15 protein-coding genes are annotated in these 21,283 nt (G+C 55.8%); 5 read left to right on the forward strand and 10 right to left on the reverse strand.

Annotated features, from left to right (window positions below; translation table 11 throughout):
- Nucleotides 1-7: 7 nt before the first annotated feature.
- A complete protein-coding gene (locus PUV47_RS17685; protein ID WP_274219923.1) occupies nucleotides 8-3,022 on the reverse strand; it encodes a helicase-related protein in 3,015 nt (1,004 codons plus the stop codon).
- Nucleotides 3,023-3,931: 909 nt separating this feature from the next.
- Here PUV47_RS17685 and PUV47_RS17690 point away from each other — a divergent pair.
- From PUV47_RS17690 to PUV47_RS17700, 3 genes are all read left to right on the forward strand, one after another.
- Nucleotides 3,932-4,651 carry a LuxR family transcriptional regulator gene (locus PUV47_RS17690; RefSeq protein WP_274219924.1) on the forward strand — a complete coding sequence of 240 codons (720 nt, stop codon included), beginning with the start codon at nucleotides 3,932-3,934 and terminating at the stop codon, nucleotides 4,649-4,651.
- Nucleotides 4,652-4,938: 287 nt separating this feature from the next.
- A complete protein-coding gene (pyc, locus tag PUV47_RS17695; protein ID WP_274219925.1) occupies nucleotides 4,939-8,400 on the forward strand; it encodes a pyruvate carboxylase in 3,462 nt (1,153 codons plus the stop codon).
- A gap of 228 nt (nucleotides 8,401-8,628) precedes the next feature.
- Nucleotides 8,629-9,234 carry an acetate uptake transporter gene (locus PUV47_RS17700; RefSeq protein WP_274219926.1) on the forward strand — a complete coding sequence of 202 codons (606 nt, stop codon included), beginning with the start codon at nucleotides 8,629-8,631 and terminating at the stop codon, nucleotides 9,232-9,234.
- A gap of 95 nt (nucleotides 9,235-9,329) precedes the next feature.
- On the opposite strand, the gene PUV47_RS17705 is transcribed toward PUV47_RS17700, so the two are convergent.
- On the reverse strand, nucleotides 9,330-10,073 hold the full coding sequence (locus tag PUV47_RS17705) for a glutamine amidotransferase (RefSeq protein ID WP_274219927.1): 744 nt from the start codon (nucleotides 10,071-10,073) through the stop codon (nucleotides 9,330-9,332).
- Between the two features lie 26 nt (nucleotides 10,074-10,099).
- The gene (locus PUV47_RS17710; protein ID WP_274219928.1) at nucleotides 10,100-10,561 is read right to left on the reverse strand and encodes a TerB family tellurite resistance protein; all 462 of its coding nucleotides are present in this window, start codon (nucleotides 10,559-10,561) and stop codon (nucleotides 10,100-10,102) included.
- Nucleotides 10,562-10,933: 372 nt separating this feature from the next.
- On the opposite strand from PUV47_RS17710, the gene PUV47_RS17715 reads away from it, so the two are divergent.
- Nucleotides 10,934-13,804 (forward strand): AsmA family protein, encoded by a 2,871-nt coding sequence (locus PUV47_RS17715; RefSeq protein WP_274219929.1) that lies wholly within the window; start codon nucleotides 10,934-10,936, stop codon nucleotides 13,802-13,804.
- 60 nt (nucleotides 13,805-13,864) lie between these two features.
- Here the strand turns inward: PUV47_RS17715 and PUV47_RS17720 are convergent, their stop codons facing one another.
- Together PUV47_RS17720 and PUV47_RS17725 are read right to left on the reverse strand one after the other, a co-directional pair.
- A complete protein-coding gene (locus tag PUV47_RS17720; protein WP_274219930.1) occupies nucleotides 13,865-16,147 on the reverse strand; it encodes a xanthine dehydrogenase family protein molybdopterin-binding subunit in 2,283 nt (760 codons plus the stop codon).
- Nucleotides 16,148-16,160: 13 nt separating this feature from the next.
- Nucleotides 16,161-16,613, reverse strand: coding sequence for a (2Fe-2S)-binding protein (locus PUV47_RS17725; protein ID WP_274219931.1), 453 nt, complete (start codon nucleotides 16,611-16,613; stop codon nucleotides 16,161-16,163).
- 122 nt (nucleotides 16,614-16,735) lie between these two features.
- On the opposite strand from PUV47_RS17725, the gene PUV47_RS17730 reads away from it, so the two are divergent.
- Nucleotides 16,736-17,404: a TetR family transcriptional regulator gene (locus PUV47_RS17730; RefSeq protein ID WP_274219932.1), complete on the forward strand. Its 669-nt coding sequence runs from the start codon at nucleotides 16,736-16,738 to the stop codon at nucleotides 17,402-17,404.
- Here the strand turns inward: PUV47_RS17730 and phnN are convergent.
- Genes phnN through phnL form a run of 5 tightly spaced genes read right to left on the reverse strand, consistent with a single transcriptional unit; the run spans nucleotide 17,386 to nucleotide 21,282 of the window.
- Nucleotides 17,386-18,021 carry a phosphonate metabolism protein/1,5-bisphosphokinase (PRPP-forming) PhnN gene (gene phnN / locus PUV47_RS17735; protein ID WP_274219933.1) on the reverse strand — a complete coding sequence of 212 codons (636 nt, stop codon included), beginning with the start codon at nucleotides 18,019-18,021 and terminating at the stop codon, nucleotides 17,386-17,388. The two genes, PUV47_RS17730 and phnN, sit on opposite strands and share 19 nt — an antisense overlap.
- A complete protein-coding gene (locus tag PUV47_RS17740; RefSeq protein WP_274219934.1) occupies nucleotides 18,011-19,204 on the reverse strand; it encodes an alpha-D-ribose 1-methylphosphonate 5-triphosphate diphosphatase in 1,194 nt (397 codons plus the stop codon). The genes phnN and PUV47_RS17740 overlap by 11 nt, the downstream gene beginning before the upstream one ends.
- On the reverse strand, nucleotides 19,201-19,899 hold the full coding sequence (locus tag PUV47_RS17745) for a DUF1045 domain-containing protein (RefSeq protein ID WP_274219935.1): 699 nt from the start codon (nucleotides 19,897-19,899) through the stop codon (nucleotides 19,201-19,203). The genes PUV47_RS17740 and PUV47_RS17745 overlap by 4 nt, the downstream gene beginning before the upstream one ends.
- A gap of 25 nt (nucleotides 19,900-19,924) precedes the next feature.
- The gene (locus PUV47_RS17750) at nucleotides 19,925-20,581 is read right to left on the reverse strand and encodes a DapH/DapD/GlmU-related protein (protein WP_274219936.1); all 657 of its coding nucleotides are present in this window, start codon (nucleotides 20,579-20,581) and stop codon (nucleotides 19,925-19,927) included.
- Between the two features lie 2 nt (nucleotides 20,582-20,583).
- Entirely contained in the window at nucleotides 20,584-21,282 is a 699-nt protein-coding gene (phnL, locus tag PUV47_RS17755) for a phosphonate C-P lyase system protein PhnL (protein WP_274219937.1), read from the reverse strand.
- Between the last annotated feature and the right edge of the window lies 1 nt (nucleotide 21,283).

A 21,283-nucleotide genomic window follows, 5' to 3' on the forward strand; every position in this document is an offset into this window, starting at 1 on the left:
GGACTGGTTACTTGTCGTCGCCCTTCTGCATGTTCTCCTTCAGAGAAAGGAGCGCTGCAAATGGTGAGTTTGGATCCAGAGGCTTGTCGCGCTGTGGCTGTGGCCTGCCTGCATTGCCGGTGCGGTTCGGCTTGCCGCCGCCTTTGGGACCGCCGCCATCACGTCCCTTGCCCTTTGCATTGTGACGCTTGTTGTTATTGCGCGGGCCGCCCTTGCGTTCGCCCTCAGACTGGCGGTTCTGGTTGTCGCCATGCTGACGACGCGGGCGATTGCGATCTCCACCCTGGCGGCGGCGATCTGCCCGGCCGGGACGCCAGATCTCGATGGTGACGGTTTCCATTTCTGGCTCACCATCGGTCTCAGCGGCCTCTTCACTCGGGGCAGCTTCAATCGGCGTGTCGTTTGTGGCTTCTGCAGGTGTTGCTTCAGCAGCTGGCTCAGCTTCCGCGCTCGGCGCGTCGGCTGACTCTGCGGGAACGTCGGCTGTAGTTTCTGCGGAGGCTTCGACTTCACCAGTAGCTTCTGCTGGTGCTTCTTCCGCCTTTTTAACGACGGGTTGCTTCACTTCCTTGGTCTCAAGGCGGTAGCCCAGAGATTTAAGAATGCTGGAGAAATCCTCGCCAGCGCAGCCGAGAAGGGACGTCATGGAGACGGTGACGGTGAATGCTCCGCCTTGCGCCAGCGCACCTTCCGGTGGCTCGATACCTTCTTCAAGTGGTTTCCAGGCGATCAATGGACGGATGATGTCCGCCAGACGCTCCAGAATGTCGACGCGTACAGCACGGGGGCCGCAAACACGGAAGCCGACGACCTTGTAAAGAGAAGGTTCAATCTCTGTATCAACCGGAACGGAGGTGCGGCCTGAAGCGGAGAGCTGTGGCAACTCCACGAGGCCCTTGGCGTCTTCCTTGCCTTCTTTCAGTGCCCAAAGCTGTGCGAGCAGCTGGCTTGGTGCCGGCTTGAGCAGCGCAGGGACGAAGATGTGGTAAGCGCCGAAACGGACACCCAGCTTGCGCAGCGTGCCGCGCATGGTCTGGTCGAGCTGGCGAATGTCCTCGGAAATGTCGTGGCGATCGATGATGCCAAGGCTTTCTGAGATCCGGAATGCAACGCCGCGGGCGATGCCTTCAACGCCTTCAGCTGCTTCAAGGTCAAACAGAGGCTTCAGCAGGGTCTCGATATGGGTCTTGACCCATAGAGCCACGCGTTCCTCTACCTTGTCGCGGGCTGGACCCGTGAGCTGCTCGTCAGCCAAGAGCAAAATGCCCGGGCGCAGCGTATGATCAGAAGCTGAAAGGCGTGCGACGATCTCGCCCTGCCATCTCAGAGTGCCTTCTGAAGAGAGGATGAAGTCCTCATTAGGGGAGCGCGACAAGCGGTCAGCTCGGCTCTCGATTTCACTTGCCAGGGCCTTTTGGGCAGCGGCGCGAACCGCTTTTTCTTCTTGCCCTTCAGCCGAGGCATCCGGCGCAAACCGGAAGCCCTGAAGCTGGCCAATGTGTTCACCTTCGACGAGTACGTCACCGCTGGCGGTGATCTCCGCTTCGAGCATCTTGTTCTCTCTCAGACGTCGCATCAATACGCTGGTTCGCCGATCCACAAACCGCTGTGTAAGCCGTTCGTGAAGGGCATCAGATAATCTGTCTTCTATGCCGCGAGTGACGCCCTGCCAGTGAGCAGGATCTGTCAGCCAGTCGGCACGGTTCGCTACAAAGGTCCAGGTTCGGATATGTGCAATCCGGTTGGCCAATGTATCAATATCCCCGTCTGTCCGGTCTGCAAGCGCTATTTGCTTTTGGAACCAGTCATCCGGGATCGCGCCCGAATGAACCAAATGGGTATAGATGTTAACTACAAGGTCCGCATGGTTGGCCGGCGCAATTTTTCGATAGTCCGGAACCTGACACACATCCCAAAGCAGCTCTACTCTTTCTCTCGTTGTCGCGATGCGGCGAATGGCCTCGTCGCGATTGGAGAGTTCAAGCACTCCGATATCCTCTGCGGGAGGTGCTTTGGTCAAGCCCTCTTCACCGGGAGATTGGTCTAAAGAGCGCAAAAGTGCGGATAAAGAGGAAAAATCCAGCTTTGGGTTCCGCCACTGAAGCACTTTCAGCGCGTCAAACTCGTGAGATTCGACCGAATGCACCAAATCGTCGTCAAAGGTGTTCACTCTGCCAGTGACCCCGAAAGTGCCATCTCGGAGATGGCGCCCGGCGCGCCCGGCGATCTGGCCTGTTTCTGCAGGCGTGAGCTGGCGGTATTGATAGCCATCAAATTTGCGGTGTCCCGCGAACGCCACGTGGTCCACATCAAGGTTCAGGCCCATGCCAACCGCGTCGGTCGCAATCAGCCAGTCCACGTCGCCGTTCTGAAAGAGCTCGACCTGCGCGTTGCGTGTGCGCGGAGACAGGGAGCCAAGAACAACGGCGGCGCCGCCGCGCTGACGGCGGACGAGTTCTGCAATGGCATAAACCTCATCGGACGAGAAGGCGACGATTGCAGAGCGGCGCGGCAGGCGTGTGATTTTCTTCGAGCCCGCATAGGTGAGAATGGACATGCGCGGGCGGGTGATGATGTTCAGGCCCGGCAAGAGCTTTTCCAGCAATGGACGGATGGTCGCTGCGCCAAGCAGGAGTGTCTCCTCCCGTCCGCGCAGGTTTAACAGTCGGTCCGTGAACACATGGCCGCGCTCAAGGTCTCCGGCCAGCTGCACTTCGTCAATGGCGACGAAGTCGACCTTCAGATCTTTCGGCATGGCTTCCACGGTGGAGACCCAGAACCGAGGGTTCTTCGGGATGATCTTTTCTTCACCGGTGATCAGCGCAACAAGGTCTTCTCCCTTGCGTTCCACGATCTTGCCGTAGACTTCACGGGCGAGCAGGCGCAAAGGAAGACCAATAAGGCCGGACGAGTAAGCGCACATGCGCTCAATGGCAAGGTGCGTCTTGCCGGTGTTTGTCGGCCCAAGAATGGCAGTTACTGTTCTGGAGCGCTGTGCGCGGGGCAATGGGAGTGTTTGCATTACGGCATCAAGATGTTTGAATTATCACTTTAAGCCATGTGGCGCGAAGACCGGCTTTGGGTAGAAGGCCTCAATTTTGGTCTCGAGGTGTGAATGGCGTTGTGGTTGATAGTTCGTTCGCAGCCCTTCGGATGCCGTTAAAATATGAGGGGTCTATACAAACTGCTGGCGGGCTCTGTAAAGCCTCAAACCTGCGTTTTGCCGGATATATACGTCACACCTTGGGCGAGGGTGTGTCAGCTGGTTCGGATTCCTCAGCTGATAGGGCTTTTAAGAGTTAATCAGGTTGGTATCTATTGGTCCGACATTGGTATCAGTTGCAGCCATCTTCCGGCGGGGCTTATTTGCTGGCTCTGCAGCAGTATTTCAGCAGACGAGTCGAGGCCTACTGTCTGAACTAGCCAATAAATTTTCAGTGTAAATTTTCAGGTGATGGTTGACATTTAGGTCCAAATCAGAGTTATCCACGATTTCCCCTAGGTTACATCGCTTAGATTTTTGCATCTATGCGTGTCTTGCGCTTGATGAGAATCATTTGCGTCTTCGCGTCCAGGTGCATGGTGCAGCTTTCATCTCATTTTCATTATAAACCTCGCGAAACTTTACAGGCACCCTTAACGGAAGCTTAAGGCGTTCTGAGGCCTAGGGGTTTTACTGAGTTCCCTGATTTGCTACCTCCAAAACTCAAGTTTCAATTGAGTGACGCAGAGGAAGATCTCTCAAAAGCCGCATTGTCAATATGCGGGATGTAACAGCAAACAGTCAGGAAGAATTATTGAATAGTTCTTTTTCTGAATACGCGAAAACAGAGCCCTTAATAGCAAATGGTTTGTTGATACACCTTCTAAATGGGTAGGTCGTTGCGTAAGGTAATTAGGCATCGGAGAGCGTTTTGTAGGGGTGAATAAAATGAATCCATTAACTGCTGCACTTGAGTTCGTTGATTCAATTAACAACGAGGAAACAGCCGATGGGGTAGCCCGCCGCATCGCTGATCTTGGAACTACCTTTGGTTTTACTAGTTTTGTCTTGGCGGCCATTCCAGAGCAGGGAGCATCTCTGGACGGGTCAATCATGCTGAGTGGTGGCAATCCAGAATGGCAACAGCGATATCTGGATCGCGATTATGTCCAGCATGATCCAATTGTCGCGAAGGCTCGGTCTGCTTCTCGTCCGTTCCTGTGGTCGAGTATTGCGCGAGATCGGTCTCTCTCGACCATTGGGCAGCAGATTCTTGCTGACGCACGGGACTACGGCATCATGGATGGGGTATGTGTGCCGATCCACGGTCAGCAGGGGTATCAGGGCATGCTGATTTTCGCAGGTCCTGAAGTGCATCTCACTGAGCGGGAGATCAGTGTGCTGCACCTGGTGGGGATCTATGCCAGCAATAAGATGCGTGAGTTGAGTGGCGCGAACACCAATCGCCCTCGCCATCGCCTTACGCCTCGAGAGCTGGAGTGCCTCAAGTGGTCAGCAGCTGGAAAGACAAGCTGGGAGATCAGTCAGATCTTGAATATTTCTCAACATACGGCGGATTGGTACCTCGCTTCTGCGGCGCGCAAGCTGCATGCAGCCAACCGGACGCACGCAGTGGCTGAAGGCTTCCGCCTTGGTTTGATCCGCTGATTTTGACTGGTGCCCGGCAAGACTACGCAAGGTCAGCCGGGCCCTTTTCTATGAGCAGTTGTTTCGATACTCCATGTATTTAGAGAAGTACTGGGGTGGAAAATCTCGCAATAATATATTAGTGCGCTCCCCACAGTTCTGAGGCCAGTAGAAAGATTGGCCACGAATACTGAATAATATGAAAAGTGCTGGGTTTGGCAGCGCTAACAGCGCACAAAAATTTCTTCCCTTTAGCAAATCATAAATGTAAACAAGTTGCGATAACCATGAAAATAGAGGGGGCGCACTTGGCTATTCGACGTTTGTTGGTGGCGAACCGGTCCGAAATCGCAATTCGCGTTTTTCGCGCTGCAAACGAGCTAGGTTTGCAGACGGTCGCAATCTTCGCCGAACAGGACAAACTTGCGCTGCATCGGTTCAAGGCAGATGAGGCCTATCAGGTTGGGAAGGGTCTTGGTCCGATTGAAGCATACCTTTCAATTGAAGAGGTAATGCGTGTCGCAAAAGAACAGAAGGTGGATGCGATCCACCCCGGCTATGGTTTTCTTTCCGAAAGCCCCGAGTTTGCAGAGGCTTGTGCCGCCAACGGCATAGCCTTCATTGGTCCGTCTCCGGACACGATGCGTCAGCTTGGCAACAAGGTGGCCGCCCGCGAGCTTGCCATTCGTGCAGGCGTGCCTGTGATGCCGGCCACCGATCCGCTTCCAGATGACATGGAAGAGGTAAAGCGCCTCGCGCTTGAGATCGGCTATCCTGTGATGCTGAAAGCTTCTTGGGGCGGCGGCGGACGCGGAATGCGGGTCATTCGCGACGAGTCTGCCCTCGTTCGAGAGGTGATGGCGGCAAAGCGTGAAGCGAAAGCAGCTTTCGGCAAAGACGAAGTTTATCTCGAAAAGCTTGTTGAGCGTGCGCGCCACGTGGAAGTTCAGATCCTTGGCGACAAGCACGGTAATCTGGTTCACCTTTTTGAGCGTGACTGTTCCATTCAGCGCCGACACCAGAAAGTGGTCGAGCGTGCACCGGCTCCTTACCTGAGCGACAAGAAACGTGCGGAGCTCTGCGAATATGGGCTGAAGATTGGCCGCGAAGTCGGCTACTATGGCGCAGGCACGGTCGAGTTCCTGATGGATGCGGACACTGGTGAGATTTACTTCATTGAAGTGAATCCACGCATTCAGGTGGAACACACGGTAACGGAAGAAGTCACCGGCATTGATATTGTCAAGGCCCAGATCGCAATCGCTGAAGGCGGCAAGATCGGTGATGAATCGGTAACCGGTGTTCCTGAGCAGGACAAGATCCAGCTTAGCGGCCATGCGTTGCAGTGCCGCGTGACCACTGAAGATCCGGAGCAAAACTTTATTCCGGACTATGGACGCATCACGGCTTATCGCGGCGCGACCGGCTTCGGTATCCGTCTTGATGGCGGCACGGCTTACGCCGGTGCGGTGATCACGCGCTACTACGATCCGCTGCTTGAAAAGGTGACCGCTTGGGCACCAACGGCAGATGAAGTGTGCAGCCGTATGGACCGCGCGCTTCGCGAGTTCCGTATTCGCGGCGTTGCCACCAACCTGATCTTCCTTGAGCGTGTGATTGCGCACCCAGATTTCCGGGCGAACAAGTACACGACGCGGTTTATCGATGAGACGCCGGAGCTGTTCTACAACATCCGCACATCTGACCGCGCGACGAAGCTGCTCAACTACATCTCTGATGTGACCGTTAACGGCCATCCAGATGTACGTGACCGGCCGAAGCCACCGGAAGATTCTCCTGAGATTGTAATTCCGTATCTGGATCGCCCAGTGCCAGAGGGCACCAAGCAGGTCTTTGACAAGCTGGGGGCCGAGGGGTTCGCCAAGTGGATGAAGGATCAGGAGCGTGTGCTCGTGACCGATACCACGATGCGTGATGCGCACCAGTCTCTGCTGGCGACCCGTATGCGGACCTATGACATTGCGCAGATCACAGACACCTATGCGAAAGGGCTGCCGCAGTTGCTTTCGTTGGAGTGCTGGGGCGGTGCAACGTTTGACGTGGCCATGCGCTTCCTGAGTGAAGACCCGTGGGAGCGCCTGCGTATGGTGCGTCAAAAGGCGCCCAACATTCTGCTGCAAATGCTGCTGCGCGGTTCCAACGGCGTTGGCTATGCCAACTATCCGGACAATGTAGTCAAGTTCTTCGTCAAGACGGCTGCAGAGAACGGCGTTGACCTGTTCCGTGTGTTTGATTGCCTGAACTGGGTTGAGAACATGCGCGTGTCTTTGGATGCGGTGCAGGAAAGTGGCAAGCTGTGTGAAGCAACTCTTTGTTACACCGGCGACATTCTGAACAGCGCCCGTCCGAAGTATGACCTCAAGTACTACGTCAATCTGGCAAAGGAACTGGAGGCTGCCGGCGCCCATATTCTGGGCATCAAGGACATGGCAGGGCTGCTGAAACCGCAAGCTGCCAAGGTCTTGATCAAGGCGTTGAAGGAAGAAGTTGATCTGCCGATCCACTTCCACACGCATGATACTTCCGGCATTGCTGCCTCCAGTATTCTGGCGGCCGTCGAATCCGGTGTGGACGCGATTGATGTTGCCGTGGACAGCTTGTCAGGGCTGACTTCCCAGCCTTGCATGGGCTCGGTGGTGGAAGCGCTGCGAGGATCTTCGCGCGATCCTCAGCTGGACACGGAAGTGATCCGCGAGATTTCCTTCTATTGGGAAGCGGTGCGGTATCAGTACCGCGCGTTTGAGAGCGATCTGCGCTTCGGTGCATCCGAGGTGTATCTCCACGAAATGCCGGGTGGTCAGTTTACCAACCTCAAGGAGCAGGCACGCTCTCTTGGGCTGGAAGCGCGTTGGCACGAGGTGGCCAAAGCCTATGCCGATGTGAACATGATGTTCGGTGACATCGTGAAGGTGACGCCAAGTTCCAAGGTGGTTGGTGACATGGCCGTGATGATGGTCAGTCAGGGCATCACGCCGGAAGAGGTGGTGGATCCGCGGGTTGAAGTGGCCTTCCCGGACTCCGTCGTGCAAATGATGCGCGGTGACCTGGGTCAAAGCCCGGGTGGCTGGCCAGAAGCGTTGCAAAACAAGATCCTGAAAGGCCAAAAGCCAATCACGGTGCGCCCTGGTTCGCTGCTGGACGAGGAGGATCTGGACGAGAAGCGGTCCGAGCTTTCCGGTCTGTTGAACAAGGATGTCAGTCAGGTTTCTGATGAGGAGCTGTGCTCCTACCTGATGTATCCAAAGGTGTTCATGGAGTTCGCACGCATTCAGACCCAGTTCGGTCCTACCAGCGTTCTGCCGACCAACACTTACTTCTACGGTTTGCAGCCGGGTGAAGAAATCATGGTGGAGTTGGAGCCGGGCAAGGTCATGGTGCTTGCTTGTCTTGCCCTCGGTGAGACCGATGACCAAGGCGAGAAGCGTGTCTTCTACGAGTTGAACGGACAGCCACGCAACATCCGCCTCATGGATCGGGCACACGGGGCCACTGGCAATGCCATTCGCCACAAAGCCGAGACTGGGAACCCAAATCATGTTAGCGCACCAATGCCGGGTGTCGTTTCCACCGTCTGTGTTCGTCAGGATGCGGAGATAAAGGCGGGCGATGTGATTCTGACCATCGAGGCCATGAAGATGGAAACGGCAATCCACGCGGATCGTGATGGGATTATCGATGCTGTAATGGTCGCACCCGGTGATCAGGTTGACGCCAAGGATTTGCTGGTCAAGTTCAAGCCAGTCGAATAAAGATCTATGCGCCCGAGCTGAATACTTGGGCGCATACCTTCCTTCAACTATTCCCTCATGTATATTACAAAAACTATTTGTACGCTAAGGCATTTAGCCTAAGCGTTTGTACGGTTGATTTCGTCGGGGCATGTGTCTAACTCCGCGCCGAAAGTAATTCGCCAATCTATACAATAAAGGCGAGATAAACTGGCTGCATTGCGCAACCCTTAATATGCCGGAGTGACTATGTCTTCTGTTAAGTCTGGAAATCCAGCCGTTGTAGGCTTGGCTGGATTTGGTATCACCACTTTTGTCCTGCAGATGCACAACATTGGCCTTTTAGAGAGCATGGGCCCTGTGTTGTGGTTGGGCGTTTTCGTTGGCGGTCTGGCTCAGTTGGTCGCTGGCTTTCAGGTCAAGGCAACCGGAAACAACTTCGGTTACAGCGCCTTCACCATCTACGGTGCGTTTTGGCTGGCATTCGCTGGCATCCTGATCAGCAACGAGTTCGGTTTTTACACCTCTTCCCATGAGGAAATCGGCTTCTTCCTGATCCCTTTCACCATCTACACAGGCATCATGCTTTATGGTGCGCTTTATATCCATAAAGCCGAAGCAACCATTTTTGGCACTCTGTTCTTTGGTTTCCTGTTTCTGGTGATTGGTCACTTTGGCCCGCCCGTATTCAACGTCATCGCTGGCTACGTGCTAATCGCATGTTCATGTGCAGCTTGGTACGTGATGGCTCACTACATTTACAAGGATGTATGTGGCCGCGATGTGCTGCCGGTTGGCACGCCAGTGCTCGGTGAGAAAGCAAGCCTTTCTCCAGTGCTTCAGCCTGCCGAGTAAGCTCGTTTCCGGTGGTATGATATGAAAAAGGCCCGCTTTAAAGTGGGCCTTTTTTGCATCTACATAAATGTTCACCTCTGGCGGAGGCCCATAATCTAGCTAGCAATCAGATCGCGGCATGCCTGGTTTTTTGGAGCATCGGCGGTGCCGATCCACATGTCCAGGAAATCCTGCAGCCACTGAAAAAGCGGCGGATCGAAGACAAAGCGGCCTTTAAAGTGATCCCTTCGCCCTTGTGCCCCCGGCAGAGACATGCGGTCTGATGCAAGTGTGGTCCAACGGTTCATCATCAGGTAGGTCAGCTCGGGATGAAATTGTATGCCGTATGCATTCGGTCCCACGCGCATGGCCTGATTTTGATAGGTCGCCCCCTTTGCAAGCAGAGTTGCTCCGGTGGGCAGGGAGAACCCCTCCCGGTGCCACTGGTAGACCCGGTTCGGCCATTTCATGAGCGTTTTGCCCTCAACAGTGGCTTCAATGGGGTAGTAACCGATTTCCACCAAGCCGTCTTTGTGAGAGGTAACTGTGCCACCGAGATGGCGGCTTAGCATTTGAGCTCCAAGACAGATGCCAAGAAACGGTTTTTCTTCCTTCAGCGGTACGCCGATCCAGTCGATTTCTTTGGAGATAAAGGCGTCTGGGTCATTGGCGCTCATGGGCCCGCCGAATACGACCGCGCCAACATGCCCGTCCATCGTGCTTGGCAGGCTGTCTCCAAAGCGGGGCTTGCGGATGTCCAGTTGAAAGCCGCGTTTGACCAGCTCCTGACCAACCCGACCGGGCGTGGATGTCTCCTGGTGGAGGACAATCAGGATCTTTGGCTTTTTTGCTTGGATCATGGGTAAAATATGTTTCCTAAAGCTATCTACTGTTGGTGACGCTCGCTGACTTGTTTCTTCAGCTCCATGCGCTGGCGAGATGAAACGCCCAGGAGTTCTGCGACCCGCCAAATGGTGTTGTCCTCGAACTCATGAACTGAGCCGTCGGCAAAAACCATTTCCCACATCATCTCGATGACCTTGACGCGTTCCTCTTCGCTCAATTGGCGCTTCAGGACAGAGGTGAAACCATAAAGGTCCACTGCCTCGTCATCGCGTTCTTTAGCGAGCTTGATGAGATTGTCAGTTTCTTCCTCAGACAAGCTGTAGGCATTTTTCAATGTCTTGTTGAGGGCCGAAAGCTCTTCAGTTTCCACTTCGCCATCCACAGCAATGATGTGGAACATCAAAGCCGCTGCAGCGAGACGGTGGTCATCATCTTGATAGGGCAGCTTTTCCTGCTTGCCGAGCGTGATTTCCTTTAAAAAGCTTTTCAGAGAGTTCAGCATATAAGTCGCCTAAAGTAGTCACTTGAGAGTGCCAACCTAGCGCGGAGCTCCCAACCTGCCAAATTTAAAATTGCCCAGTGGCATATATTTGTTTTTCTTTGTGCCGTTTTGGACAAATACCAGATGAATCATCTAGGTATCTGTAGAATTAAATGGGGCTGGCGCTGGGGGTTGTAAATGCTCTATTGGTTAGGGCCTGTTATTCTGCGGGCTCTGCGAAGTGGGGCATTGGGAAACCTGCTCAATATGTTAGGTAGGTTCGCTTAGTCTTATTTTACACGTTTTCTCAGGGCCTGTGAGGGCTGTAAAAGTCATCTGGTGGCGCTAAAAGGTGGCTCAGGTTAATTCTGTTAAACGAGTTTGTATCTGCTTATGAAACCTATCGTTCCAGTGTTAGGCATTGCGGCTGTCCTGCTTGGTGGCGGTGTGGTTGTTGCTCCGCAATTCGTTCCTCAAGATGCGATCAAGACGCTGGTCAAGGAGCAACTCGCCAAAGCGACAGGCTGGCAGGTCCGTTTGGATGGGCGCACAACGGTTGGTGTATTTCCCGCCCCGGTTCTTCAAGTCGAAAACGTGGGCATTGCGGGGGTGGCCGCCGCGGACGGTGTTGAGTTTGCGCAGGTAGGCCGTGTTGATTTCGGCATAGGCTGGCTGGGGCTGTTCACGGGAAGCCCCTCCATCAACTCCATTGAACTTAATGACGCGGACTTGTTCCTTGAAGTTTCGCGTGGTGGTACCCGCAGCTGGCAACCGCACGCAGCGCTTTTGAAGAGCACACCTGAGGCAAGCGCCTGGGCCTCTGCCATTTCAAGACTTCAGCAGGCCGGCATATCGCAGTTTGTTGTCAATGGCGGGCGCTTGGATTACCGCGATCAGGGGCGGGACCTGCGCTTTGAGTTGACGAACCTACAGTTCTCAGGCGGTGTGAGTGGTGGGTCTGCTGCATTGGAGATCAAGGGCTCTGCCAATCATGACAATACGCCCTACAGCCTTTCAGCGCATCTTGGTTCGCTGCCCGGCTTTTTGAGCGGCACTGCGACTTCAGTGAGCGCTGAACTCAAAAGCGGGGAGGCCTTGTCAGTAAACGCGGCAGGGCAACTCGCTTACAAGGATGCACCTGTTGGCTCGCTGAAGGTTACGGGAGCTGGTAACTCGCTTTCCCAAGCTGCTGGGCTGTTGGGCTTTGACGTTGCCGAAGGGCTGGAAAGCTACTCCATTGATACGCAGGTTCAGTTCTCCTCGACCGGTGTTCGAACGCGCGGCCTCAAAGGTGCTGTCAATGGATTGGATCTGACCGGGGAAGCGCAGGCGACTTATTTGGAAGACGGTATCGAACTGAAGGGGTCTCTGAATGGGGATGCCGTACCGTTTGAAACAATTCTCAGATTGGCAGGTATTGAGCAGCCCGGGTCCGGCGTCGCTGAAGTTGATTTGTCTTACCTTGCTGTAGGTCATGACATTGCGCAGCTTCAAGACAGGATGGAGCTCCTGGGAACAGCGCAGGTGCGCAATGGGCGTATCTCTGAAATTGCCCTTCCTTCTATGCTCAGCGTTGATGGGCAACACGAAGCGCTTGATGACATTGATCTGGATATTCAGTTTTCCGGTCTCAATGCGCCGACCTTGATAACGGGAAGCGCGCGTTGGCGCGGGGAGCCGCTCGCTATTGAAGGTGAGGTAGGGAACGGTGGCTTTGCGGACCTCAAGTTTGCCGCCGAGCGATTTACCGGCGGCCTTTCTGGAAGCCTTGAAGACATTCGCCGAGCGGAGGGCCGTATTTCCTTCGCAACAGAAGATCTGCCTGAGTTCACCCGGTGGTATGGCAAGCGTTTGCCAGATTATCTTCGCGGAGATCGACTGCGTGTTTCCGGGCATTTCGCCAGTGAAGGCGATTCCCTGAATTACCGAGATGTTGAGCTGTTCCTGGATGACTTGCGTGTGGAGGGTGGTGGTCGCATCGAGCAGGGGGAGCGGCCCAAGCTAACAGGTCGATATGCGCTTTCAGAGCTGCAACTCGACCACCTGCTGACCCGCGATGGAAGTCTTGCCGTTGGTGGGGCAGAACGCCCCTATGATTTTTCCGTGCTGCGCAACGTGGACGTGGACTTGTCGCTGGCGTTTGATCGGTTCTCAGCCGGGGATTTGCGCGGACAACAGGGTGTCTTGCGCGCCACTTCTGAGGCGGGCCGCGTTGATGTGGAGCTGAACAAGTTGCAGCTCTATGGCGGAGATGTGACCGGCATGCTCTTGCTCAATGGTGCGACAGTTGAGCCGCAGTTTACCGCCGACCTGACCGTTAGCAATGTGAATGCTGCGCCCTTCTTTGCTGCGGTTTCTGATCTGCCCCGGGTTGATGGTGCGCTCAATGCGGTCATGAGCATTGCTTCTGAAGGGGAGGCACTCGAGAAGCTCTGGAAGAACATGGATGGCGCCGTTAGCTTCCAACTGGGCAGCGGCGTGCTGTATGATCTTGATTTGAATTCCATGATTGCCTCGTTGAGCGCCGAGCCTGTGCGCGGCTGGCCTTTGACAGAAGGCAGCCAGACGAGTTTCCGCACTTGGGGCGCTGATGTAATGTTCGGTCAGGGCCGGGCGCAATTTCAGGGGCTCACCTTCATGAGCGATGCGGCCCTTATTGAGGGCAGCGGGGAGGTGAACCTGAGCGATGGTCGTGTCGATTGGGACTTGCAGCCGAGCCTGCTGGAAGGCGCGGAACAGGCTTCTTCATCTGAGGATGATCACCCGCATGTGGCCGTTGCAGGGACGCTGATGCGTCCGAGTTTTGCCATTGGTACGCCGGGAGAGGCCGCTGCTGCTGCCAATCTTGCCCCCGTCAATGAAAGGGTGAAGAACACCGTTGCGGCTAAACTGCGTGCGCGCTTGGCTTTGCAGGAAAAGGCAAAACAGCTGGCCCCTGTGGCCGAGCCTGCCGAACCTGTCGCGACTGCTTCTGTACCCAATGGCATCGATGGCGCGGTCATCACGCGGGATGGTCCGGTTGTGCCTTTACAAAAGCCGCAGACTGATGTTGGTGCTTTGCAGCCGGAAACCTCTGCGGACACTGCGGCTCCGAATGCAGCCACCGCCTCAGACGAGCTGAACGCCGCCCCTCGGGAGCCCGGCTCAGCACCAGAGACGATCAGTGTTGAAGGCATTGCTTCAGGCGAGGCGGATGCAGAGGACGCACTTAGCACTTTGGAAGAAGGTTTTGGTTTGCCAGCAGGGTTCTTGACCGGACAGTAATGGCGAGACCAAGGTTTCAATGAAAAGGCCAGCGGAATGGACTTCCCGCTGGCCTTTTTGTTACGTAAAGTCGATTTCTTTGCTAAGTGGCATGGTGCGGATGCGCTTGCCGGTTGCTGCGAAGATGGCGTTCGCCAGCGCAGCTGGTGCGGGCGGGGTGCCGGGTTCGCCTGCACCGCCCATGTGCGGGGAATTCTCCAGCAGCTCAATATGAAACGCCGGCGTTTGATGCATGCGCATTGCATCAAAGTCGTAGAAGTTGGACTGCTCCACCTCTCCGTTGCTAAAGGTAATTTCCTGACCAAGCGCCTGACTCAGGCCGAAGATGGCCCCTGAGATGAGCTGCGCCTTGAAGTTTGCAGGATCAAGCACGATGCCCGGGTCTGCAACGCACCAAACTTTCTCGATGGTGAGGTATCCATCCGATACATCCACCTGCACCACCTGAGCTACCCATGTGCCAAATGAAATCGTATGGGCGATGCCGCGTCCTTTCCCCTCGGAAAGAGGTGAGCCCCACTCGGAAATCTCGGCAACCTTTCGAAGAACGCCTTTGGCCGGGGCATGTTCTTCGTCGTTCATCATGGTCAGCCGGAACGCCAAGGGGTCCTTGCCAGCTTTGTGTGCCGCTTCATCGATAAAGCTCTCGTGAAAAAAGCCGTTGTAGGAGTTGCCAACCGAACGCCAAAAGCCAATCGGAATGGGCAGGTCCACCTCGTGGGCCGCATAGCGCCTGTTTTCAATCGTGGTGGGTTGGTCGTAGGCACCCTCTAAAAGCAGTTTGTCGGGCCCTGCCAGCGGCACGTCCGGGAACAAGCGCCCCACCACTTTCTTGAATAGCGGCGGCACCGCAACGTCCACGTCAACGGCACTTAAATTGCCCTGTTCCGTCAAAGCACCGCGATACCTGGCGACTGCCATTGGCCGGTAAGCATCGTGGCGGGTGTCTTCTTCACGGGTCCACGTTACCTTGACCGGACGCCCATCGGTTTCTTTCGCAACGATTGCCGCATAAAGGGCATAATCCACTTCAAGGCGGCGACCAAAGCCCCCGCCAAGGTGCGTGGTGTTGACGATGATGTTCTCGCCTCCAATGCCAAAATGGCTGGCGCATACATGCCTGACCATTGTTGGGGTCTGGTTAGGGCACCAGATTTCGAGCGTCTCACCGCGCCATTGGGCCGTGGCGTTCATGGGCTCCATAGTCGCATGGGCCAAGAAAGGGACTTCGTAGGTGACTTCCAGATGCCGATCTTCAGGTGTTTGCGAGAGTACACCTTTTGGATCTCCGGAGCCGCCAAGGGAAAACGAAGCGTCTTGATTAAGTGCAGCCATGAAACGTCGTCGCATGCCCTCGGTATCCGCCGGATACTCAGCCTCTTCCCATACGACTTTGATGGCGTCTGCACCTTTGAATGCTGCCCAAGTGTTGGTAGCGATGACCGCAAGGCCATGCCCATAGCGGGAGCTCAGCGGTATCACTTTCTCCACTCCCCGTATTTGCAGCGCAGGTGCCGGGTCATGGGTCTTTACGTTTGCGCCGAACCGAGGAGACATGCGAACTGTTGCATAAAGCATCTCCGGCAACTCCACGTCGATGCCGTAAATCGGAGCGCCGGTTACCTTCTCGCGCAGCTCTACACGCGGTTGCGACTTGCCCAGCAGCTTCCAGTCCCGAGGAGATTTCAGCTTGATGTCTGATGGCGGGGTCAGCTCTGCGGCCGTTGCTGCGACTTCCGCATAGCTTACACTTTCCCCAGACTGAGGATTGGTTATCACGCCGTTCTCGGCCTTCAAGCCCTCCGGTGCCACATCCCACTGGGCCGCTGCTGCCTGCACCAAGATTGTGCGCGCTGCAGCTCCTGCCTCTCTCATCTTCTGAAAGGCATCAATCATGGCGGAGGAACCACCTGTAACTTGAACGCCCAGGAACTTCGCGGCTACTCCCATGGTTTCGCGCGCACTTTCTGCAAGCAAGCTGGTGTCGAAGGCTGCGAAGGGGCCTCCTTCCATGAACATGGCAGAGTTGTAGTAGGCGGCGCTTGCCGGGCCATGTTCCACCTTGATCTGATCCAGCGAGACCTCAAGCTCTTCAGCCACAAGTGCGGCGAGTGTGGTTTGTGTGCCCTGTCCCATCTCTGCCCGTGGGGTGATGATGGTAATCTCGCCCTCTTTGCTGATGGTGACATAAGGGTTGAAGACAGCATCTCCCTCAGCTTTGCGGGCATCCAGCGGATTAGCATGCGGCTTTTGGTAGAAGTAATAACCGATTGCGACGCCCCCAGCAGCAAGGGCCGCAAAACCGAGGAAGGAGCGACGGGTGATCTTTCCAAGTTTGCTCATTGATCAACCCTCCTTACGCGCCTTGGGCTTTGGCAGCGTCTTTGATCGCCGCCTTGATCATGGGGTAGGTGCCACAACGACACAGGTTGGTCATGGCGTTGTCGATGTCCTCATCCGTGGGGTCGGGAGTCTCATCAAGCAAGGCAACCGCTGCCAGGATCTGACCAGATTGGCAGTAGCCGCATTGCGGTACGGCATGGCGCATCCAAGCTTCCTGTACCGGGTGCAAATTGCCGTTGTGCTCCAGCCCTTCGATGGTGGTTATCGCGCCTTCGGTATCTGCCACGGCTTGCGAACAGGACCGGACGGGGAAGCCATCAATCAAGACTGTGCAGGAACCGCAGGCGGCCACACCGCACCCAAACTTGGGGCCTTTGATATTCAGGATATCGCGTAGCACCCATAGCAAGGGCATCTCTGGATCTGCATCGACCTCATAGTCGGTTCCATTCACGGTCAACTTCATGGCTTCCATCTCCGGCTATAAGTGACTCTTGTTCACTAAAGCTACGTGATCTTGCGAAGGAGTCAATAGGTGAACAGGGGTCACTTATTGACAGCGGCGGCAAGCGAGCGTATTCCAGCTTCATGGCAGAGGTTGAATTCAAGCGAGCTCGGACAGCGGCGGCGAAAGCTCAGCGCACAAAAGACCTTCTTGCAGCAGCGGGGGAGTTGCTGAAGGAAGAGGGAGTGCAAGCTGTAACGCTGAAACGCATTGCGGAGAAGGCGGGCGTCGTAAAATCCAATGTCTATCGCTACTTCGAAAGCCGTGAAGACATCATGCTTCAGCTGCTGCTTGCTGATCTCAATGCCATGTTGGTTGCGCTGGAACAGGCAGTCACGGGTCCGATGTCTGCCGAGGAGACAGCAGTGTTGCTTGCTCGCGGCTATTGCGGCAGTTCGAGAACGTGCCTGTTGCTGACCGAACTGGCTCCCACCTTGGAGCACAACGTCAGTCAGGAAGGGCTCAGGGCCTTCAAGCGGGTGTTGCTCGAGGTTATTACTCGTGCTTCCAGCGCGCTCCACAAAGCGCAGCCCCACCTTGAGCGGGCGCAGTGTGAGAGCCTGATCTTCAGCGTCAATGCGGTCGTCGCCGGTCTGTGGCCCGTGACCCACCCCTGCGCCGAGCTTGAAAAGGTGATGGCTGAGGCGGAATTTTCCCGCCTCAAAGTTGATTTTGAACAAGCCTTGATTGCCAACATTCACGCGTTGCTGCTTGGCGCAGAGGCTTTCAAGGATCAGGCCTCTAGAAACTGACCCTTGAACGGCGCGTAGAAGGTGCTGATCGCCTCTGAAAGCTTGCGGACACCTTCTTCGATGGAGCCCACGTTCTCGATCCGGGCCACATTAGGAGCCGAGCCAAAAGTCATTTCGGCACGCTTCAAACGGTTGGCGATGTCCTCTGCGGTTTCGCGGCCGCGCTGGGCCAACCGTTCTGCAAGCACTTCCACTGGAGCCGTTATATGCACCACCAGTACATGCTCATACTTGAGCAGAGCATATGGAATGATCCTTCGAGAGCCGTTGGCGATTGCGACACCGCCAGCTGCAATGTGGGCATCAACCGATTTGGGCAGCGCATATAGAAGGTTGTGTGCGGCCCATGAGAGAGCCACTTCGTCCTTCTTGATCATCGCTTCCAGTTCAGTATAGCCGACTTCTTCGTGGTCTTCGCTGCCAGCTTCTGCCGGCCGCGTAATCAGTCGCTTTACGAACATCAGCTCGTTGTGGCCTGCGGCGTCCGCCTTGAAACCGTCAATCAGGGAATCCTTGCCAGCTCCGCTTGGGCCCACAACAATGACCAGGCCACCGGGGCCGAGCTTTTCCTCGGCCCTGCTTTCACTTGGTGTTGATCTGCGCTGATCAGGCAACACGACGACCCTCACGCCATACACCGCGTACGATTGGAATGTCGTCGACCATGCGAACCTGAACAAGGTCAGCGCGGCGACCCTCAATGATGGCACCTCGATCCATCAAACTCACGGACTCGGCTGGAATTTTTGTGACCTTCTGGATCGCATCCGGCAGGGTTATGCCCTCAATGTCCTTTGCCAGAACAAAAGCGCCGTGCAGCAAGGACACCGGCACATAGTCGGATGACAGGATGTTCAGGTAGCCAGCGGATGCCAGCTCCTTGGCAGAGATGTTGCCTGAGTGGGACTTGCCGCGCACCACGTTTGGTGCGCCCATGAGAACGGCCATTCCCGCTTCCGTGGAGGCCTTGGCCGCTTCCATTGTGGTTGGAAATTCAGCGACCTTGATGCCGAACCCGACGCCTTCTTCGACGTGAGCTACCGTGGCATCATCATGGCTGGCCAGTTGAATGCCGCTTGCCGTGGCGCGGGCTGCAATCTCGCGGCGGTTTTTGTCCGAGTTGCGCGCCCCGCGCGCTGTCATGTGCTCAATGAACACTTCCAGCTGTTCATCAGAGAAGCCTTTGGCCTCCTTGTAGTACTTTATGTAGTAATCAAGGGAGGTGAACTGACGTTGGCCCGGCGTGTGGTCCATCAACGAAGTCAGGCGAACGCGGTCGTCGCCTTCAAACAGGCTAAAGCCTTCCACACAGTTGTCTGCTGAAACTTCGCAGCGCAGGTGCAGGAAGTGGTCAGCTCGCAGCCGACCGGCGGCCTGTGCGGTTTCAATGGCGTCTGCCATGGCGCGCATGTCTTGGGCGGTGAAATCAGCGCCATCGTCCATACCCACACGCAGCGCGTCGAGAACGGTTGTGATGCCCGCGCAGGCAATTTGCGCGTCATGAGCTTGAACGGCTGAAATCGGATTCCACAGGACTCCCGGGCGCGGCTTGTAGTGGTTTTCCAAGTGGTCGGTATGCAGCTCAACCAGACCCGGGATCAGGTAGTCGCCTTCGCAGTCATGGCCTTGAGCGGCGTTTCCGCTGTCGATGCTTCGGATCAAGCCGTTTGCGGTATCAATGGAGCCGTCGATTACTTCGTCAGGCAGAACGACCTTGGCATTCGTGAATGTCAGAGCGTTGGCGTTGTATTCGGCTTCTTCAGTACTCTTGCTGCTTTGGGATGTGAGCGCGTCGCTCATTGGGAAGCTCCTTCAAACCGAAATGTTTCTGCAACCCGGAATGGGCCGCCACGCTCTTCTTCGACATAGAGCGCGATCTGATTGATGGTGACAGGCTTGTTCAGTACCGGTGCGAAGTGATGTTCCGCTGCCGCCTGAAGCGCAGGCATGACTGTCTTGTCGTTGATCTTGCCTGTCAGGGTGAGATGGAAGCGGAAGAATTCAAAGATGTATGGATAGCCCCATTGCAACATGTAGGCATCTTGCTCTGGGGTCAAACCGGACTGACGCCTGCGGGCAATGTCGGCGTCGGAAAGTGGCGCGCGAAGTGTATCGAGTTCTCGAATGGCCCGGCTGGCGAGATCGTTGAGCCCTTCACTTGGGGCTGTTGGGGTGAGGGCAAGAAAGGCACCGAGCCGGTTTGGGGCAATGCCATCCAGCTGGAAGGGGCGGGTTCGTGCGGCAAAGCTGCGGACCTGCTCGCAAACCATGTCCTCTGTAACGCCTTCGGCGAGCTCGAAGGGTGGCTTGAACGTGCCGTGAAAGCCGTAGCGGCGAGGCGTTTCCGTGTACTGCCAGAGTTCGGCGGCGCTGATGCCATCGATCTTCGGCTGTGTGAGAGGGGTGTTGGTGAACGGATCCCGGCCCAGCCAGGTGTTACCCAGCTCGGCTAGAGGTTCGGTTCGGGCGGCGGAGTAATAAACTGCGTAACGCATGGCAATTCCCTGTTTGCCCACTGCTTTATTGAGCGCCTGTGTCTGATGAATGACGGTCTGAAATTTGTCCAAAAATCTCTACAAATTTCTCGATATCTTCGGACTGGAACAAGGCAAGGTTGTGGAAGAGTACAGCCTCTGGCAGATCCCACCACCTCAAAGCGCGTAAACGCTTTGAAAGCTGTTGTGGGAAACGGTCCTTGATCTTCTTGGCCGGGACGCCGCCCACGATCGTATAGGGCTCGACATCTTTTGCGACCACGGCGCCTGCTGCAAGGATGGCCCCATCGCCGACCGTCACACCGGCAAGCACGGTAACGCCATGGCCAATCCACACATCGTTCCCAATCGTGACACGCGCTTGACGGCGTTCCTTGAAGAATGCGTGGTCGCGTTCTGCGTCGGCCTCGTAATACTCCGGCGTATAGGTGAAGCGATGCTGACTGGGGCGATGCATCGGGTGATTTGGCGGCCCCAAACGAACATGGGCGGCGATTGCCGTGAATTTGCCGATGGTTGTGTCCGCTATCATACAGTCCGAGCCGACGTAGGAATAATCGCCCAGCTCGGTGTATTCGAGGGCTGAGCGCTGCAAGATTTCGCAGCGCCGGCCAATGGTCGTTTCTCTCAGTTGGACAGAAGGGTCGATGACCGTTTCGGCTATCTTCGGCTGAATGCTCATGGTCAGGCCGCTGCCTTGAACTGAGTGACGTCGATGATGCGGTCGGCAATCTGATCACGGGCTTCGTGATCGTGCAGAATGCCGAGCATTGCAACGCCCTTCTTCTTCTTCTCTTCAACCAGTTCCACGACAACGGCACGGTTCTTGGCATCCAGAGACGCAGTAGGCTCATCCAACAGCAGGATCGGGTAATGGGCGATAAAGCCGCGGGCAATGTTCACACGCTGCTGTTCACCGCCTGAGAACGTGGCGGGCGGCAGCTGCCACAGCCGCTCTGGCACATTCAGACGGGTGAGCAGAACACGTGCTTGTGCCAGTGCTTCTTCCTCGGACACACCCTGAGCGATGAGCGGATCAGCAACCAGCCTTAACGCCGGGACCCGTGGAATGGCCCGGAGGAACTGGCTGACGTAGCCGATTGTATTGTCACGCAGGCGTATGATGCGCCGAGGGGCAGCTTGTGCCACGTTGATGATTTCTTCGCCGTCGGTGATCAGGATTTGGCCCTTTGGGCAGCGGTAATTGCCGTAGATCATTTTGAGCACGGAGCTCTTTCCGGAGCCGGACGGGCCGCCCAGAATGACGCATTCTCCTTCTGCTACGGCGAAAGAGACGTTGTCGACCACCGGCAGTTCAATGCCCTCGCGCAGATGCATGCGGAAGGTTTTGCCAACGTTGGAGAGGCAGATTTTCGTCTTCATG

This window comes from Pseudovibrio exalbescens (assembly GCF_028737195.1).
In the GTDB taxonomy this organism is placed as follows: domain Bacteria; phylum Pseudomonadota; class Alphaproteobacteria; order Rhizobiales; family Stappiaceae; genus Pseudovibrio; species Pseudovibrio zosterae.